Annotated in this window: 21 protein-coding genes and 1 riboswitch; of the genes, 2 read left to right on the plus strand and 19 right to left on the minus strand. The window is 35.3% G+C overall.

Annotation, left to right across the window (positions count from 1 at the left end; all coding sequences use genetic code 11):
- Nucleotides 1-223: 223 nt before the first annotated feature.
- Entirely contained in the window at nt 224-1,021 is a 798-nt protein-coding gene (locus EJN67_RS12650; protein ID WP_129724814.1) for an ABC transporter ATP-binding protein, read from the plus strand.
- 20 nt (nt 1,022-1,041) lie between these two features.
- Here the strand turns inward: EJN67_RS12650 and EJN67_RS12655 are convergent, their stop codons facing one another.
- From EJN67_RS12655 to tsaD, 6 genes are all read right to left on the minus strand, one after another.
- Nucleotides 1,042-2,202: an MFS transporter gene (locus EJN67_RS12655; protein ID WP_165000874.1), complete on the minus strand. Its 1,161-nt coding sequence runs from the start codon at nt 2,200-2,202 to the stop codon at nt 1,042-1,044.
- Nucleotides 2,203-2,303: 101 nt separating this feature from the next.
- Nucleotides 2,304-3,131 (minus strand): sugar phosphate isomerase/epimerase family protein, encoded by an 828-nt coding sequence (locus EJN67_RS12660; protein ID WP_129724816.1) that lies wholly within the window; start codon nt 3,129-3,131, stop codon nt 2,304-2,306.
- Nucleotides 3,128-4,003, minus strand: a complete 876-nt coding sequence (locus EJN67_RS12665; RefSeq protein WP_129724817.1) for a sugar phosphate isomerase/epimerase family protein — start codon at nt 4,001-4,003, stop codon at nt 3,128-3,130. The genes EJN67_RS12660 and EJN67_RS12665 overlap by 4 nt, the downstream gene beginning before the upstream one ends.
- Before the next feature lie 68 nt (nt 4,004-4,071).
- On the minus strand, nt 4,072-5,010 hold the full coding sequence (locus tag EJN67_RS12670) for an AraC family transcriptional regulator (RefSeq protein ID WP_165000875.1): 939 nt from the start codon (nt 5,008-5,010) through the stop codon (nt 4,072-4,074).
- Between the two features lie 487 nt (nt 5,011-5,497).
- On the minus strand, nt 5,498-5,935 hold the full coding sequence (locus tag EJN67_RS12675; RefSeq protein ID WP_129724819.1) for a CBS domain-containing protein: 438 nt from the start codon (nt 5,933-5,935) through the stop codon (nt 5,498-5,500).
- Nucleotides 5,936-6,311: 376 nt separating this feature from the next.
- Nucleotides 6,312-7,331 (minus strand): tRNA (adenosine(37)-N6)-threonylcarbamoyltransferase complex transferase subunit TsaD, encoded by a 1,020-nt coding sequence (gene tsaD, locus EJN67_RS12680; protein ID WP_394347522.1) that lies wholly within the window; start codon nt 7,329-7,331, stop codon nt 6,312-6,314.
- A 149-nt stretch (nt 7,332-7,480) separates the two neighbouring features.
- On the opposite strand from tsaD, the gene EJN67_RS12685 reads away from it, so the two are divergent.
- Nucleotides 7,481-7,681 (plus strand): hypothetical protein, encoded by a 201-nt coding sequence (locus EJN67_RS12685; protein WP_129724820.1) that lies wholly within the window; start codon nt 7,481-7,483, stop codon nt 7,679-7,681.
- Nucleotides 7,682-7,703: 22 nt separating this feature from the next.
- Here the strand turns inward: EJN67_RS12685 and EJN67_RS12690 are convergent, their stop codons facing one another.
- The 13 genes from EJN67_RS12690 to EJN67_RS12750 all read right to left on the minus strand — a co-directional run bounded on the left by EJN67_RS12690 (nt 7,704) and on the right by EJN67_RS12750 (nt 18,264).
- Nucleotides 7,704-8,396: a TIGR01906 family membrane protein gene (locus tag EJN67_RS12690; protein ID WP_129724821.1), complete on the minus strand. Its 693-nt coding sequence runs from the start codon at nt 8,394-8,396 to the stop codon at nt 7,704-7,706.
- Entirely contained in the window at nt 8,396-8,869 is a 474-nt protein-coding gene (gene rimI, locus EJN67_RS12695; RefSeq protein ID WP_129724822.1) for a ribosomal protein S18-alanine N-acetyltransferase, read from the minus strand. Before rimI ends, EJN67_RS12690 begins: the two co-directional genes overlap by 1 nt.
- A 3-nt stretch (nt 8,870-8,872) precedes the next feature.
- A complete protein-coding gene (gene tsaB / locus EJN67_RS12700; protein WP_129724823.1) occupies nt 8,873-9,583 on the minus strand; it encodes a tRNA (adenosine(37)-N6)-threonylcarbamoyltransferase complex dimerization subunit type 1 TsaB in 711 nt (236 codons plus the stop codon).
- Nucleotides 9,580-10,032, minus strand: a complete 453-nt coding sequence (tsaE, locus tag EJN67_RS12705) for a tRNA (adenosine(37)-N6)-threonylcarbamoyltransferase complex ATPase subunit type 1 TsaE (protein WP_129724824.1) — start codon at nt 10,030-10,032, stop codon at nt 9,580-9,582. The genes tsaB and tsaE overlap by 4 nt, the downstream gene beginning before the upstream one ends.
- Before the next feature lie 91 nt (nt 10,033-10,123).
- Nucleotides 10,124-10,702 carry an ECF transporter S component gene (locus EJN67_RS12710; protein ID WP_129724825.1) on the minus strand — a complete coding sequence of 193 codons (579 nt, stop codon included), beginning with the start codon at nt 10,700-10,702 and terminating at the stop codon, nt 10,124-10,126.
- An 88-nt stretch (nt 10,703-10,790) separates the two neighbouring features.
- A riboswitch (FMN riboswitch) is annotated at nt 10,791-10,909 on the minus strand.
- A gap of 28 nt (nt 10,910-10,937) precedes the next feature.
- On the minus strand, nt 10,938-12,098 hold the full coding sequence (locus tag EJN67_RS12715; protein ID WP_129724826.1) for an amidohydrolase: 1,161 nt from the start codon (nt 12,096-12,098) through the stop codon (nt 10,938-10,940).
- A 33-nt stretch (nt 12,099-12,131) separates the two neighbouring features.
- Nucleotides 12,132-14,282, minus strand: coding sequence for a Tex family protein (locus EJN67_RS12720; RefSeq protein WP_129724827.1), 2,151 nt, complete (start codon nt 14,280-14,282; stop codon nt 12,132-12,134).
- A gap of 137 nt (nt 14,283-14,419) precedes the next feature.
- Nucleotides 14,420-15,163 carry a copper homeostasis protein CutC gene (locus EJN67_RS12725; RefSeq protein WP_129724828.1) on the minus strand — a complete coding sequence of 248 codons (744 nt, stop codon included), beginning with the start codon at nt 15,161-15,163 and terminating at the stop codon, nt 14,420-14,422.
- Between the two features lie 21 nt (nt 15,164-15,184).
- Nucleotides 15,185-16,183, minus strand: a complete 999-nt coding sequence (locus tag EJN67_RS12730; protein ID WP_129724829.1) for a glycoside hydrolase family 130 protein — start codon at nt 16,181-16,183, stop codon at nt 15,185-15,187.
- A 28-nt stretch (nt 16,184-16,211) separates the two neighbouring features.
- Nucleotides 16,212-16,646, minus strand: coding sequence for a Fur family transcriptional regulator (locus EJN67_RS12735; RefSeq protein WP_129724830.1), 435 nt, complete (start codon nt 16,644-16,646; stop codon nt 16,212-16,214).
- Nucleotides 16,647-16,992: 346 nt separating this feature from the next.
- Nucleotides 16,993-17,496, minus strand: a complete 504-nt coding sequence (locus EJN67_RS12740; RefSeq protein ID WP_129724831.1) for a hypothetical protein — start codon at nt 17,494-17,496, stop codon at nt 16,993-16,995.
- A 178-nt stretch (nt 17,497-17,674) separates the two neighbouring features.
- Nucleotides 17,675-17,827, minus strand: coding sequence for a DUF4258 domain-containing protein (locus EJN67_RS14565; RefSeq protein WP_207208028.1), 153 nt, complete (start codon nt 17,825-17,827; stop codon nt 17,675-17,677).
- A gap of 206 nt (nt 17,828-18,033) precedes the next feature.
- Complete coding sequence (locus EJN67_RS12750; RefSeq protein WP_129724832.1) at nt 18,034-18,264, minus strand: hypothetical protein; 231 nt, start codon at nt 18,262-18,264, stop codon at nt 18,034-18,036.
- Between the last annotated feature and the right edge of the window lie 606 nt (nt 18,265-18,870).

Below are 18,870 nucleotides of genomic sequence, written 5' to 3' on the forward strand. Positions count from 1 at the left end.
GGAGGATTTGCGTTAACCTTCCAAGTCCGGATACTATTATACATGTTGTCAAGGTTCAGGCCAACAGGTGCTGGCAAATTGGCTAAGATATGGAGCCAAAAATGTATTTGATATTTAGATTAGATTGCTTTTATTTGATATGGTTAAATATTAAACTTGCAGGTTTGACAGTGATTTCATTCACTGGTTAATACAATACTAATTATACAAGGGAGTGATATATATGTTAGCCTTAAATAATATTTCAAAAACATTTAACACTGGTACGCCAAATGAAAAAACAATATTCAAAGATTTTAATTTAACAGTTGAAGATGAAGATTTTATATCCATAATAGGAAGCAATGGAGCCGGGAAATCTACCCTTTTAAATATAATTGCCGGTGCATATCCTGTAGATCGGGGTACCATAAGGCTAGATGGCACTGATATAACAAAATTTCCAGAGCATAAAAAATCCTATCTTATAGGAAGGGTTTTTCAAGATCCCCTTAAAGGTACTGCTCCATCTATGACTATAGAGGAGAATCTGGCCATGGCTTTAAACCGTGGCAAAAAATTAAGCCTATCTCGGGGTATAACAAAAAAAGACAGGGAGTACTTCAAAGAACAATTAAGCCTAGTAGATTTAGGGCTGGAAAACAGGCTAACCGATCGAGTAGAATTGTTGTCAGGAGGACAAAGACAGGTTCTAACCCTTATAATGGCTACCATTACAAAACCAAAGTTATTACTTTTAGATGAACATACTGCAGCGTTAGATCCTAAAACCGCCGAACTCGTAAACTCCCTTACAAATCATATAATAAATCAGAATAAAATAACCACCCTTATGATAACCCATAACATGGAACATGCCATAACTACCGGCAATCGTCTGCTTATGATGCACGAAGGAGATATAATCTTTGATATGGGTGGGGCTGAAAAGAAAAAGACAACAGTTTCAGGATTACTGAATAAATTTGAAGAAGTACAAAAGATAAGTTTTAACACTGACAGGGTAATGCTAGCATACTAGCACTACCCTGTTTTTATTAATTAATTTTCTTTTTTCTTATATTGCATTATAGACACTATTATAACCATCAATGCAACCAGCGCAATTAACCATTTAACAGAAGATTGGAGGCTTCCGTCTTGGGACATAAATCCTATAATTGCCGGTACCGACATACTACCTATAGCTGCAATGGTAACCAGCCCTCCTGTTATCGCCCCTTTATTATTGGGATAAATATTACCTGCAATAGCAATAACCGTTGGGAATAAACCTCCAAAGAAAAAACCTGTAATAAAGAGCCCTATTACTATTATTATGCCTACTCCCGCCATGAAGGCCATCACTATCCCAACTAATGAACCTATTGACGCATACAATATCCATCTATAATAGCCTATTTTTTCTGAAATAAAACTGCTAAATAGCCTTCCCAATGTAATCCCCAAATTATAAATAGCAAGGGTTCCTGCTGCAAAAAATATGGGAAAGTTTACTACATCCCCCATGTATTTATTTATCCATGTATTTATACTCTGTCCTACCCCTGAATATATAAATAGTATAAGGCCTAGGGCAATTACTGTAGAAGATATGATAAAATGTCCTTTACCTGCATCGGATGTTTGAACATTTTGAATCTGAGGAAATGATTGAAACCATATAAATATAGTTATTAAAAGACCTATGATGGCATTTACAAGATATATATATCTCCAATTGCATCCTAAAGCAAGCATACTACCCGATATAATAGGACCTATAAGGCAGCCTATCCCAAAGAACATATGTAATCTATTAAGTGCCCTGCTCATTTTCTCAGGATATAAATCGGATATGGCGGCACTAGCTGAAGTATCGAGCATACCATGTCCGACGCCTGCTATAACTGCAAATATCAACCCACCTGTATACCATGATAGCGTACCTATACCTAAAAGACCTAAAGTTAAGCACAAAGTACCACCAAATAATATTGGTTTTCGTCCCGCCTTATCGCTTAATATGCCACTTGCAAGCACCGATAGGGTACGACCCATAGACATAAAGGTGACAAATAGACTGGCCTTTCCCATGCTTATATTGTAGTCCTTCATTAAATAATTTATAGTAGGTCCATAAACAGTTACAGTAATACCTATTAGAAAAAACGATGCATAGAGCGCTGCTACAGATCCCTTCCTGTTTATATTATTTTCCATAAAGTCCATCCCCGTTTCTCTAAATTTATTATAAAAAGGCCTGACTTTTTAACTGGTCAAGCCTTTTTATAATGAACCTTACATACAGCAATTGTCTTGATCTATATAATACTCTTTACAAAATCTATACTTTGTTTTGTCTCTTCTATAGGATCGCCTATGCCTTCATATTCGATAGATAAATAACCATAATAGTCATTGGATTTTAAAAACTCGATTGTTTTTTTAATAGGTACATCACCCTGCCCTATGGGGATAGCTTGGTACATGTGATCATCAAGGGAACGATACACTTCTTGAATTCCTTCATCATGTAACCTTTTAAAATCCTTAAGATGTACATATCCTATACTAGACCTTAAATGCTTTATGCCATCCATAGGATCTTCGGCAACGAGCAAAAAATTCCCTATATCAACATTGGCCTTTAATCTTTGAGAACCTACCTCATTTATAATGGCAAGTATTTGATTAGACTTACCAGCAAAAACCCCGTGATTCTCCAAGACCATGTCGATTCCCCTTTGCTCAGCATATGAAACACATTCTCTTAAGCCATACAATATGTATTTTATTCCTTCTTCATATGAAATATCCATTTTTTTATTGCCGGCAAACACCCTCAGCGTATCAGTCCCTAATCTGACAGCAGTATCAATACCTTCTTTTACATAGGCAATTTGTTCGTCTAGTTCTTTTTCATCCTCAGTAACAAAATCATTGCTTATGGAATAACAGGCTACTGTCCAATTGTTTTTATCTATCAGATCAATGGTATTATCTATCTCTGCAGGATTTTTCCAAAAACAGTCTAAAAGCTCTACTCCATCTACTCCCGCCCTAAAGGCAAATGATAAAAAATCATCTATAGTAATATTGCCTTTAAAAAATTGCCTTTGTACACTCCACATACTTACAGCGGTTTTCATAATCCTAACTCTTTTAATTTGCTATTTAGGAAGTTCACCGCCAATCTAATATCTTTTTCAGGATCTGCCCCTACTTCACGCTCTATTGTAAGAAATCCATTATATCCTACTTCATTAAGAGCCTTTATATATTCGCTAAAGCGGACATCACCTTCGCCCAGAGGTACTTCCTCATAATAATCCTTAAAGTTTACATCCTCTATCTCACCCTCTGGTAATTGTAACCTATTATATACCCATTCAGGATTGATGGGCTTTTTCCTTACTCCGTCCTTAGCATGGGTATGTACTATATAATCCTTCAATGTATATACACCTTGCACAGGATCATCACCAGTAACCATTGCAAAGTTTGCAGGATCAAAGTTTACCCTTACACCCTTTGAAGATAAACTGTCTAAAAATTTCTTTAGTGTAACTGCCTTTTCAGGACCAGTCTCAATGGCAAAGTATGCACCTACATTGTCACCATATTCGCCTAATTGTTCACAGGCCTCTTGCAATACCTTAAATCTTGGATGATTATGATCTTCCGGTGCAATACCAATATGAGTAGTAACAACATTTGTTTCTAAATCCTTTGCCAGATCCATAATCCTCTTTGACTTTTCAATTCTTGCCGGATTATCCTCTGGTACTGTAAAACCATGTCCGCCTAAATCACCACATAAGGCTGATACAACTAAACCATTGGATTTTATCATATCCAATATTTCCTTTCGCCTTTGTGGGCTTAGATTTTCTGGAGCCATTTCTCCGGATGTAGCATAAATTTGAATACCTGCAGCCCCTACTTCTTTTGCCTTTTTTATGCCATCTTCTAATCCCAGTCTAAAAGAATCTACCATTACACCAATCTTAAATGCTGACATTTTGCTCCTCCTTATACATAAAATATACTTATCCATTTATATATTAATAAAAAAACACATTTTTGTCTTTATTTTTCTTTGCTATATCTTTGTCTATTTTTTTGATTATTCTTGTGCAGATTCTGATACTGCGCTGGCGGCACTCCTATAGTCTTCCTAAAAGCCTTGCTAAAGGAATGTATAGACTGATAATGGAGTTTTTCCGCAATTTCAGTTATGGTAAGTTCTCCTTTTTTTAAAAGCTCTGTAGCCATTTCAAATCTTTTTTGATTATAATATTGCTGTATAGTAAGGCCCGTTTCTTGGGAAAATATATGGGACAGATATGAATAGCTGTACCCAAGCTCTTCTGCAATCTGGGGGAGTTCTTGTATATGGTATATATTGGTATCTACATAGCTTATTATTTGATAGGTAAGATACTTTATATTGTCTATATTTTTATCGGGGGTGTATTCCTTTTGCCAATCATCATAAAAATTACGATAGGCAAGCACTATTATCTGATGTACATATGTCTTCACCATTATATTAGAATATTCGGTAGCCTTTGACATCTCGTTAAAAGTACCTAAAAACGGTATCTCAATATTTAACCTGTCTTTAACTATGGGATATGTTATATGATCAAACATCTTTTTTATATGCAAAAATGGATTTTGGTCACCTGTATAATAATTAAAGTTAAAGCCTATATAGAAATATCTAAATGGTTCTACTTTATCAGCCCTAATATCATGAGTCTGATCCGGCAAATTTACATATATATCTCCCGCCTGAACCGGAGACCATTTTCCATCTGTCATAAATTCACCCTTACCCGATGTTATATAACTTATCTCATAGCAAAGCTGCTTGTGAGGCCCCAATACAAAGTCGCTTTCACAACATAGATCCCCTATCTGATACACATCAATAGACTCATAAACCTGCGGATCATCCCAGAACAAATTATCAAAATGAAACTTCTTCCCACTGCCTGCTTTACCCTGAAATTTACTCGTCAACAATAAATCCCCCTTTATTGCCATGCTCCCAAACTCATTATAACATAAAATATAAAAAGCCTCTATGTTTTATTTATTTTGAGTTTCCGCAAAAAATTATGACTATGATATAAATTCGATTTTATGGGGATAAAATATGTTCTAAATGGTGCAAAAACCTATAAATTACACTAAAAACGTAAAAAAGCCCCTAAATGTTTCAATATAATTAATTTGCAACAAAAAACCATTGCTAAACAGAATCAATGGTATAAATCATCACCTTAAGGAATTCAAAAATACGCAAAACAACTCTAAATGGGTAAAATAAATATTATAATCGCATTTGCTGGTAATGTTTTTTATATAATCAATCTTTTTGCATTTTGCAGAAACCCAAATTTATTTATATGAATATCTCAAATTGACAAAATAATTACATGTAGGCCGGGCAAGAATGCCCGGCCTGCATGTAAATAAAACTATTTGTATTGCAGTACTGTATATCCTATTGCATCATATTCATCGGCCTAGATGGCGATGATATTTCACCGAGGGCTTGACCAGCCTCGTCATTTAAATATCTAGTAGTTGCTAAATCTCCTATGGCTACTATGCCCACCAGTTTATCACCATCAACTACTGGCAGTCGCCTTATTTTATAATGGGCCATTATACGAGCTGCTTCATCGCCAGTCATCTCAGGCGTCGCTGTAACCACGTCTGGAGACATCATATCTTTTACTTTTGTAGTGGCAGGATCTCCATTATTGGCTATATTTCTTACTACTATATCCCTATCGGTTACTATACCTACTATTCTATCTTCGCTGCATACAGGTATGGCTCCAATATTGTGGGCCTGCATTATCTTTGCCGCGTCCATTACAGTATTATCAGGCGAAAGAACAGTCAATTTTGTAGTCATAACTTCTTTAACCTTCATGATTAACTTTTACCTCCTATGCAAAAATTATTTCATTTGATATTAGTATCTCCTCCAATATTGGTGATATTCCTGCTATTTTCTACACTGTTATAATATTTGATATTTTCTGTCGAATAACTTTATATAAAGTCATAATTTAATATCATGGATATATATGTTAATCCAAAAACTTGAATTATCCACACCATCCACAGAGTTATGCACAGTTTTTTGCCCTATTTTCAAGTACTCCACAGGTTTTTCCACATTATCCACAGGTTAAACATACTACTTTAACTAAAAACTGATTAGTATAAAAAATGAAAATTAGGACATGCAGTCCTGCAAAAAGCAAAAAAAATAAAGAAATAAAAGCGTAAAACGCTTTTATTTCTTATAATTCTAAATTCGGATATGCATTTAGTTTTAAATCGCTAATCTTATCCTTTAACAAATTATAATAAGCTGCGCATCCTACCATTGCTGCATTATCTGTACAAAATATGGGTGATGGATAATATAGCTTTATACCTAGTGCATCTGCCCTATCTTTCATAAGCCTTCTAAGACCCGCATTAGATGCAACACCTCCAGCAATGGCTATTTTGCTTATAGAATTATTTTGTGCTGCAAGCATGGTCTTATCTACCAATACATCTATCACCGCCTGCTGAAAACTAGCAGCTATATCCTTTATATTATATACTTCTCCCTTTTGCCCAAGATTATGGATATGATTTATAACCGCAGTTTTAAGGCCACTAAAGCTGAAATCATATGGATTATCATCCATATATACTCTAGGAAAATGTACTGCCGTACTATCCCCTTCTTTAGCCAATCTATCTATTATGGGACCACCTGGATATTCTAATCCTAATGCTCTAGCCACTTTATCATATGCTTCTCCAGCAGCATCGTCCCTTGTTTCGCCTAATATCTTATACTTCCCATAATCCTTTACCATTATAAGATATGTGTGCCCTCCTGATACTACTAAACACAAAAATGGTGGTACAAGGTCCCTATTCTCTATATAATTTGCACTTATATGCCCATCTATATGATTAACTCCTATAAGAGGCACAGAAAGTCCATAAGCAAGTGCTTTGGCTGTAGATACTCCTACTAGAAGGGCGCCTACTAAACCTGGACCATGTGCAACTGCTACTGCATCCATATCTTCAAACCCCATATTTGCTTCCTTTAGGGCTTCATCTATCAATGGATTGATTACCTCCACATGCTTTCTAGATGCAATCTCAGGCACCACTCCACCATATACCTTATGTAGGGGAATTTGCGATGCAATCTTATTGCTAATTACACATCTACCATTTTGTACAATAGCTACCGATGTTTCATCACATGAAGTTTCCAAAGCCAGTATGGTAATTTTCTCTTTGCCTTTTATTTCTTTTATTTTTTCCTGCATCTTATGTAAATATTCCATTTTCCACTCGAACCCCTTCGATATTTATTGTTTTTTATCATCATTGTAACATTCCACCCTGCTATGAATACTTTAATATTGGAATATACTTTTACAAGGAGGTATATAAAATGACCAATATTTTAAACGATATATTCGGCCAATTTTGTGGCGGAGATACTAATATACTATTCTTTTTTCTACTACTTATAATACTATTTTGCTCTTGTGGATGTGGCAATGATGACAATATATTATTCTTTTTCCTATTACTCATAATCCTATTTAGCAGTAGTGGAGGATTTTGTGGTTTAGGCCAAAAAGAACACTAGTTTGACAAGACAGGACTGATATCTAGACAGTCCTGTACTTTTTCAAGAATAGAGTACAGGCTATTCCAATGGATACTTCTATTATTAAAAATCTCTTTAGAATTTTATATGTCAGATCAAAAAAGAACTCTTCAGGCACCATATTTACAAGGATATCGGTATCTGGATCCAATAGCCAAAGATCATTATCAAACAGCATATGGTGAAACTGGATCCAAAATGACATAAAATCTTCGCTTATAAATAAAAATAGCACCATCAATAAAATAATAACTATAATTAACCAAATAATATATCCCTTGGCCAAATATAAAAGAGTCTTCCCTTTAGTTGTTAGATATAATAGCAAAAGCATAATAAGCAACAATAAAAATGCTATGTACCTGGATGTATACCCTTTATTGAATAAAACTTTTACATCCTTCATATGTGCAATTTCTCTACTATTGAACACATATTGCTCTTTTCCATGAATAACAGCCTTAACTTGTAGGCTCGATGCATTATTATTTATATAGGAAAATAAATGCCTCGTTACTTTTACCAAATCCTGTAAAGGCATACCTGTATATTGCGGGATATTCAACCTTTCATACTCATATTTATAAAAATCTATATCAAAGGCCGTCACCTCGAGCACAATTGAAAATATGACAAACATAAAAAGTCCCATGGCAATTATACTTGTTAGCAAATATTTTATCTTAACATTCATTATTTATCCTGTACTTTTCCCCCTATGTTTCTATTCCACATTATGATAGCATCTTCATTATTATCTGCATAATAGGCTTTTCTTATACCACATTCTACAAATCCTAATTTTTTATAAAGATGCTGGGCTATGAAATTAGTCTTTCTCACTTCCAAAGTCATTTGAGTCATGCCCATTTTAGCTCCCGCATCCATCATAGTCCTTATTATTGCCTCTCCAGCTCCCATATTCCTATATGCTGGATGAACAGCTATATTGGTTATATGTCCTTCATCCAATATTAACCACATGCCACCATATCCCAATACCGTATCTAATCGTTTTGCTATAAAATATTTTGCACACATATTTTTTTCTATCTCCAAACGGAAAGCTTCTCTTGACCAAGGAATGGGAAAACATAATCTTTCAATCTCCCACACATCATCTACGTCATCTAAAACCATGGGACAAACTACAAAATCCTCCACCATATCTTATTCCTCCTGCGCAATTTTTTGCATACGCCTTTGTTCTGCTTGGGATTTCCTGAGATAGAAAGGCATCAGCTCTAAATAATTTTTTAGCTGTCCTTCCCTTGCCATTTCCATAGCTAGACGCGCAACTGTGGAAGGCCTTTGCATTGCGCAATGGGCGGGAGCAAATAATGCATTATCTCCCATTTCCTTTTCTATAATATGCCTATATGCAGCCACTCCGTCGCCATTAAAGATAAAAGGTCCTTCCAGCTTAGTCAATATATCTAGAAGCTGTACTACAGGTACTGCCATATAGTCCTCCATACGTACTAATTTATTTTTTTCCCATCTATATATGCAGGTATATACCTGCTCCCGCCTAGCATCCATAATAGGACATAAAATACCTTTACTATATGCCATATTGTAGGCTAGTCCATCTAATGTAGGCACACCTATAACTGGTCGGCCTATAGATTGGGCTAATGCCCTTATGGTAGATATGCCTATGCGCAAACCTGTAAATGAACCTGGTCCACTCGATACTGCAAAGGCATCTATATCATCTAGGGACATATCTACCCCATCAAGCATCTCATCTACTAATGGCATAAGTATCTGGGAATGGGTTTTTTTATGATTAAGCAAATATTCAGCTACCACCTTGTCATCATCTACTACGGCTGCTCCTGCTACCATAGAAGATGATTCAATCGCCAATATCTTCATGCTATCGCCCCCTTTAAATAATCATAGCCCTTTCCTACAGTTGAAATGATAATACGCCTTCCATTATCCGGTAGTTTTTCTATATTTATAGATATATACTCATCAGGGCGTAGATCTTCCATCCTCTCCGGCCATTCCACCACCGTTACCCCATCGCCGAAAAAATATTCCTCATACCCAATATCATAGAGCTCCTCCTCATTAAGGATCCTATATATGTCAAAATGATATAATGGTAATCGGCCATCATATTGATGTATTAGGGTAAAAGTAGGGCTGGTTACATTTTTGTCTATATCCAGCCCTCGAGCAATGCCCTTAGTGAATACCGTCTTGCCAGCACCTAAATCACCACTTAAAAGTATTATTGCTCCTTTTTTTAAAGCCTTTCCCAATCGCTCTCCTATCTCTATTGTTTCCTCTGCATTATTAGTAGTAATCTTAAACATCTTGCACCTCTATATAAATTAATAGTAGTTTAAAAACCCTATTAAAATATTATATCCATAAAACAGCTATATAACAAGATGTCTAGAGATTTTATCCATGTAAAATAGGGGATATCTTTTTATATATAATAAGGGTTATAATGGAGTTTATAAGTGCCTTTATAAAATTAAAAGGAATAACTGCATAGGTTATATAGGTCTTCATATCCCCTATGGAAGGATTAGCCTTGGCTGCCATGGCTATTATTGCATCTAGGGGAAGTATCTTTTGATACAATGGTATTATGATAAAATAGTTTGTAAATGAACCTACTACCACCATACATATTATCCCTATAACCATCCCAATAATCGCATTTTTCCTATTTTTATTTCTTATATATATGATACTTGCAGGAAGTACAAAGCTAATCCCCACTAAAAAATTGGATAGATTGCCTACCCCTCCTGTGCCATCATTTTTTAGTATGAAATTAAGCACATTTTTTAATAACTCTATCCATACTCCCGCCATAGGGCCTAATGAAAATCCACCAATCAAGGCAGGCAGATCACCAAATCCCATTTTAAGGAATGATGGAAAAAATGGTATAGGAAACTCAAATATGGTAAGCACAAAAGCTATTACCGATAAAAGAGCCACCTTAACTATATAATTAGTTTTATTCATTTTTATCTTCCTCTCCAAATTTTTTTAAAATAAAAAATGCTTCCAAAGTTATCTTCGGAAGCACTTAACTGTCATTATAGATCACAATAACCACCCTCTTTCATCCAGACTATACTGTCGGCTCCGGAATTTCACCAGATCAGTCCCTTTTAGGGAGTCGCGGGCTATACCGCCGGTCGGGAATTTCACCCCGCCCCGAAGATGTAATCATATATTCAATTTTTCATAACGCCTTTTATTGACGTTTGAAAACAAGATTACCGTCTATAAATACATATTCTGTTTTCGATCTTATATCAAGTGGATTACCAGTAAATATTGCAATATCAGCATCCTTGCCCACCTCTAGGCTGCCTACCCTATCGGATATCCCCGTTATCTCGGCAGCATTTATGGTAATGGATTTTAACGCCTCCATCTCATCCATGCCTTCCCTTACTGCAATAGATGCACATACGGGTAAGTACTGCACTGGAATAACAGGATGATCTGTCATCATAGCTACCTTAACCCCTGCCTTTGATAGAATGGCAGGCGCCTTAAAGCTAAGGTTTTTAAGCTCTATCTTTTCCCTGCTGCTAAGGAGAGGCCCTACTATTACCTTTGCATTCTCCTCAAGGAGATAATCAGCTATTAGATGACCTTCCGTACAATGGTCAAGGGTAATATTCACATCAAATTCCTTGGCTATACGAAGGGCAGTTAGTATATCATCTGCTCTATGGGCATGGGCCTTCAACGGAAGCTCTTTATTTAATACCTTTACTAAAATCTCCATTTCAAGATCCCGTTCAGGCATCTTATCTGGATCTTTTTTACCCTTTTCAAGCTTTGCCTTATATTCCTGAGCCTTTATGAGGGCCTGCCTCAAGATAGCTGCAGTAGCCATTCGAGTACTAGGTGCCTTATTTTGCCCACTATATACCCGCTTTGGATTTTCCCCAAATGCTACTTTTACAGCCAATGGCTCCTTTAATATCATTTCTTCTATTCTACGGCCATATGTCTTTAAAGCTGCAAATTGTCCACCTATGACATTTGCACTCCCCGGTCCTGTCACTACAGTGGTAACACCATGTTCCCTAGCTTCCCTGAAACTGTTATCATCGGGATTTACTGCATCTATTGCCCTAAGTTCAGGTGTCACAGGATCTGTAGCTTCATTGCCATCAGAACCTTCAAAACTCATACCATCCTCAAACATACCTATATGACAATGTGGATCCACTATCCCCGGGATTATCCACATACCTTCTGCATCTATTACTTTTGCATCTTCAGGTGCAGTAATATCCTCACCTATTTTCTTTATAATCTTGCCATCTATTAATATATCGCCTTTTTCATATGTTTTATCGGCCATCGTAAGTATTTTACCATTCTTTATAATTATCATTAAAAAGACCCCCTTTACACCATATCAATTATATCATAATTTCATAGTAAGTGAAATTCTTTTTCGATCCACATCTACATCCAATATCTTTACCTTTACAATATCCCCTACGCCTACCACATCCATAGGATGCTTTACGTATCTATCCGATAGCTCTGATATATGCACCAATCCATCCTGATGAACGCCTATATCTACAAAAGCACCAAAATCCACCACATTTCTTACTGTACCATCAAGTAACATTCCAGGCTTTAAGTCCTCTATGCTCATTATGTCTGACCTTAACATGGGAGGCGGGAGCTCTTCCCTAGGATCCCTACCCGGCTTTTGTAACTCCGATATGATATCTTTAAGGGTAGGTATACCAATATCCAATCGTTTTGATAATTCTTTCATATCCAAATCCCTCAATTTTTGTCCTGGATCTTTAAGGTTGCCATTCTTCACATCTTCTAGTGTATGGTCCAGTACGTCTAGGAGTTTTCTTGCTACGTCATAGGATTCAGGATGGACTGCCGTATTATCCAGTATATTATCTCCATCAGGTATGCGTAAAAATCCCGCACATTGTTCAAATGTCTTAGGTCCTAGCTTCTTTACCTTAAGAAGCTCCCGCCTATTTGAAAAAGAGCCCTTATCCTGCCTGTATTCAACTATATTTATAGCAACTGTCCGTGTTATACCCGATACATATTGCAAAAGGGATGGTGAGGCAGTATTTAGATCCACCCCAACGCTGTTTACGCAATCTTCTACTACCCCTTTTAATGCATCTGCCAATCTGGTCTGATTGACATCATGCTGATACTGTCCTACTCCAATAGCCTTAGGATCTATCTTGACAAGCTCTGCTAAAGGATCCTGAAGACGCCTAGCTATAGATACTGCACTTCTAAGTGCAACATCATATTCTGGGAATTCCTCACTGGCTAATTTTGATGCAGAATATACCGATGCACCTGCCTCACTTACAACCATATACAGCACTTCTTTTTCTATCTCTTTTATAATTTCAGCTATTACTATCTCGGTTTCCCTTGATGCAGTACCATTGCCAATGGCTATAATGTCCACATCATGCTTTTCCATGAGTTCTTTAATAAGAGTTTTACCTTTCTCCACATTATGATTAGGAAGTGTTATATATACTATCCCCGTATCCAAAACTCTGCCGGTAGCATCTACTACTGCTACTTTATTCCCCGTCCTATATCCAGGATCAACCCCCATTACTACCTTACCCCTTACAGGGGGCTGCAGTAGGAGATTTCTAAGATTTTCGCCAAATACCTGTATGGCTTGTTCTTCTGCCCCTTCAGTAAGAGAGTTTCGAATTTCCCGCTCGATGGCGGGAGATATAAGTCTCTTATATGCATCTTCCACCGCTCGTTTAATATATATAGCTGCAACACTATCATTATTTATAATTACTTTGAAATTTAGCATATCTATTATTTTTTGTTGATCTACGTCTATTTTTACAGACAAAAAACCTTCCCGTTCACCACGATTTATGGCTAATACCCTATGGGGTACTATCTTTGATACAGCTTCTCTATATTCATAATACATTTCATATACAGATTTTTCATCCTTAGATGCATTTGAAGTAATAATACCATTATCAAATGTAAATTTACGTATCATCTTTCTAAAGTCTGCATTATCTGATACTACTTCGGCAATTATATCCATAGCTCCCTGTAATGCATCTTCTGTCGTATTTACATCCTTTTCAGGATTTATATACGATAACGCAATGTCTTCAATATTGTTATCTATAATATCCTGATTCAGTATGATATCTGATAATGGTTTCAAACCTTTTTCCCTGGCGATTGTAGCTCTTGTCCTTCGCTTTGGTTTGTATGGCCTATATATATCCTCCAGTTCAGTCATGGTATTAGCTTCTTTTATATCTTCGACAATCTCATCCGTAAGTTTGCCCTGCTCATCTATCAATCTTATAATTTCTTCTCGCCTAGATTCAAGATTTCTAAGATATGTAAGACGATCAAAAAGATCTCTTAATACTGTGTCATCAAGTCCCCCAGTAACCTCTTTTCTATATCTCGCAATAAAAGGAATTGTATTACCTGCATCAATAAGCCCTATGGTGCTATCAACCTGATGCAAACTTATGCCAAGCTCTTTTGATAACATCCTGTTAATCTGATCCATATATATTTCCCCCTGTAAACTTTTTCGTATTTTATATACTAACATAAAAAGGGCACAAATGTCCATTTACAAAAAACACTCCAAAAAACAGTAAGAGTCATATAATATAGCCTTGCTACATCATATAACTCTTATTATTACAGCATCCTGCGTACATCCTTTATCACATTACTGTCAACTATTTGATAACTATCTTCGGATGGTATGGATTTACCATAAAAATGTATATCTGGTCTATTTGCAGTAGATGTATCCTTTTTTAACATTAAAGGCCCCATATGTATCTGATTACAACCAGTATACTTACAAATATCCATTGCATTGTTTTGTCTTATGCCACCACCTGGCAATATTTCAATATGCCCTTCTCCATGTGCAACCAGCTCTTTTAAAAGAGCTGCTCCCTCCAAGGCATTTGTCTTTTGGCCACTAGTCAATACCCTCTTAAATCCCAAATCTATTAGTGTATCCAGTGCTTCAATAGGATTAGGCGTTACATCAAAAGCCCTATGGAATACCACTTCTGCATTTCCCGTGTGCTTCAATAAACGCTTACAAGCGTTTTGATTTACCGTGCCATCTTGATTAAGGACGCCAAATGCAACTCCATCGGCACCATACTCCAGAGCTAACTGTATATCCTTTTCCATTGCCAAAATGTCATATTCAGAATAGCAAAATCCCCCTGGTCTAGGCCTTATCATGACCATCACCGGTATATTAATAGCTTTTTTCGTTTCTATTAATGCACCTATAGATGGGGTAAGTCCTCCCAGAAATAGTGCGCTATTAAGCTCAATCCTGTCAGCGCCGCCCTTTTTAGCCTCTACAGCATCCTCTAACCCTCCACAACAAATCTCTATCAATATATCATTTTTCATTTCAATATCATACCAATACTGTTATTTATTTTCCCATGCATCGGCGTCATATTTTATAAAATCTATCAATTCATCAACCTGGGTAAAAGCTAATCCGATAACAGTATCAGCAGCACCATAATATATGGCAATCCGCCCTGTATCGGCATCGCTTAAGGCCGCACATGGGAATACTACATTAGGCACGTCACCTGCACATTCATATATTGTCTGTGGAGAGATAATATATGATTTTGTTCTTTTTATTACCTTCCATGGTTTATCAAGATCCAATAGGGCTGCTCCCGCACTATATACATATCCATTACAAGAAGTCAAAACTCCATGATAAATAAGCAGCCATCCCTCTGTAGTTTCAATAGGAACAGGACCTGCACCTATCTTTGTGCTCTGCCATCCTGCAGTTGGAGACATAACATGACGATGCTTACCCCAATATGTCATATCTGGACTTTCACTATAATATATATCACCAAATGCAGTATGCCCTGTATCACTAGGTCTGCTTAGCATAGCATAATTTCCATTTATCTTCCGCGGGAACATAACTCCATTACGATTAAAGGGTAAAAAGGCATTCTCTAATTGATAGAATTTTTCAAAATCATATGTATATGAAACACCAATAGTAGGTCCGTGATACCAATTGCACCATGTAACATAATATCTATCTTCTATCCAGCACACTCGTGGATCGTATCCATATACAAACCTTTTAATCTCTGGCTCATCACAAATAAATTTTATTGGTTCTGGATTTATATTCCAGTTAATGCCGTCTTTACTTCTTCCACTATGGATTCTCATCTCACGTCTTTTATCATCGCATCTGAATACTCCAGCAAATTCCCCGTTAAATGGCACAACGGCACTATTGAATATGCTGTTTGACATAGGCAATAAATCCCTTGGAATAATAGGATTTGCTTTTGAACGCCACACTATATCCTTACAATCCTTTGGTTTATCTTCCCAAGGAATGTTAGGTAATGATTGACCTATTATAGTCTTTTTGCTCATTATATTACTCCTTTCTTTGAATTATATATTATTTATTTTTATTGTCAGATTTTAAACAATCCTTGCAAATACCATAGACTTCAAAATTATGTTCTACAGGCACAAAACCATCCTGATCCGGCATTTGGGCAAAAGGACAAAAATCTGTGCACTGCACCTTCCCACATTTTTGACAAATTAGATGATGATGGTGTCCTTTGTTTTTTAGCTCATATCGAGCCGCCTGACCACCAATATTAACCTTTGTCACTATATTCTCCTGTACCATCATCTCTAAATTCCGATACACTGTAGAAAAATTTGTACTAGGTATTAACCTTAATACTTGATCAAATAACTCCTGTGCAGTCAACAATGGGTTATTTCCTTGCTTGAAAGCATTCAAAATAGCCTCCCTCTGTTTTGTCCATTTATACCCTTTCTTTTTTAATTGATCCTTAAAGCTCTCGCTTTTAGTATTCATTTTTAAATCTCCTTTTGTATAAAAACTGCACGCTATTATATTAACTTAAACTTAAAGATATTACAATGCTTTTGTCAATCTATAACTTTAATACTAAATGATTACTTTCTATTATATAATGCAATAACCCTTCTTTTTATAAATTTTTTAATAAAAAATTAAAACCTCATAGATGCTGAACTATCTAGAAGATTTGCTATGTATAATAACTTAAATTTTATCACTGTTAGTTTATGGTATCTAATTCACCCACTGTTTTTTGACTAAACAGGATTGTTATTGCATAGATGTGTTCGTAACCATGCTTTTCGTACTCATCGGGAGAAAAGAAGTATTCAATATTATATCAACTAACCGAATTTTTAGTAGTTAAAATTTGTACAACTAAGGGAATTTCTTGTTCATAAGTAATTTCGTTTAGGTCATTTAAGATAGATGTTACATTAGCCATTCCTGTATAATCTTCTGTAGACTCAGTAGAATATTGCGTTGAGCCACTGTCATGCTCACTTTGTAATGCTACCCTTAATCCTTCAGCAAGATTTTTAAAATCAAGTGCAAGCCTACCCTTATTATCAGAAAAAGCTTGCCCTCCTCCCCCTGAGATCAGCTCCCATGCTCCATCAATTAATTCATATGTATTCACTTGAAGACTTTTGACATTATCATCTGACTCGAAATCATAAATAAGTTGTTCGCTATTGGCTCCAAGCAACTTCGCAATATTTTCTTCTTGCTCTGATAGTTGTGCTTTTTCTATATACATAACTGGCTTTTTAGTTGTATTGCCGCATGCTACAAAAGATAATGTCATAACAACATCAATAATGATAATTATAATTCTTTTCACATTTCATACATCCTTCTTCTATAATCTTTAATTGCCTCTCATTCTTAGAATCTTAATTTGTTTAAAAGAAACACCAGGGATATACTTTGTAATACTTCAATAATACGTGGTCAATGATGTAACCTAAAACTGACTAAACCTAGTTTCTTTTATCAAGGTTCTAATAATAATGAGATCTTTAGGCTGTTATCATCCAAATACTATCCCCTTCTAAAGCACATAAAATATGAATACTTTTATTGTCATCTGTGCTACCTAATACAAGACAGCTGGGATAGGAATAATCATCTTCATAATATTCTATAATTTCTCCATTTAAAAGACAATTTATATACCTTTAATTTTTATTCCTCGCTGTTTCATTCTAGTTAATATATGTCCATCCACTGCATATCATCCTTTTCTAAGACCTCTTTAATATCATCCATGTCAAAAGCCATATTTACCCCTATGAATCTATTTTCCCATTACTAACTGCTCATGTTAAATATAATATAAATTATATTCACTATTTAAATTATTTTTAGTTTAGATTTTCTATTTAACATTACTGTATACCTTCAAATTTAATACTTCTACTTTCCAACCTTTTAAAAACTCATTTACAGCTTCTGAATCGTTATTAAGCCTATGCACTTTTGTAACTGAATATAAGAGTGCCTGGAATCTAATACTACCTCCATCCTTCAATCGCATAGGAATTGGAAACAATAAAATAAATAATAATAAAATTATGATTATATTTCTGAATTTCGATTTATTTTCCATAATTACCACCTTAGATTTTATAATTTTGATTTGTCTGAATCTACCACTATGTCATACAATAAGAAAATACAAGAGATAACTCTATACTTAATTTTACTAGTTATATGCTCAACTATTTTTATTTTCAGATTTTGCTTGGTTAAAGATTAATGAAGAAATAATACTTATTATACAGAAAGTAAAAAATATTATTGTAAAAACATCATCTAAAAACATAGAAATTATACCTAATATAAAGCAGAAAATGCCACCTATAAACTCAATCATGCCAACTCTTTTAGCAAAGCAATCATCTAATTTACCGTTTTTTTGTCATTCTTAAAATTATTAATTAAATTATAGTTGCTGTTAAACCAAATTGCATATCCAAACCCAATAAATAACAAACCAATTAGAATTAGAATTATTCTCAAAACAAACACGTAGTTCCACCTCATAAAATAAATTTACTTATTACACATTTTACTATTGATATGCATGGTTCGTTGTATAATTAAATGCAACACCAAAAAAATATAGAACCATAGCGAGAAAATCATGTATAATATTTTTAACCAAAAAAAAATAATACAGTGAGGTGCTCGCTATGGCTAATTCTAATTGTAA

It is taken from the genome of Xylanivirga thermophila, from assembly GCF_004138105.1.
GTDB lineage: Bacteria > Bacillota > Clostridia > Caldicoprobacterales > Xylanivirgaceae > Xylanivirga > Xylanivirga thermophila.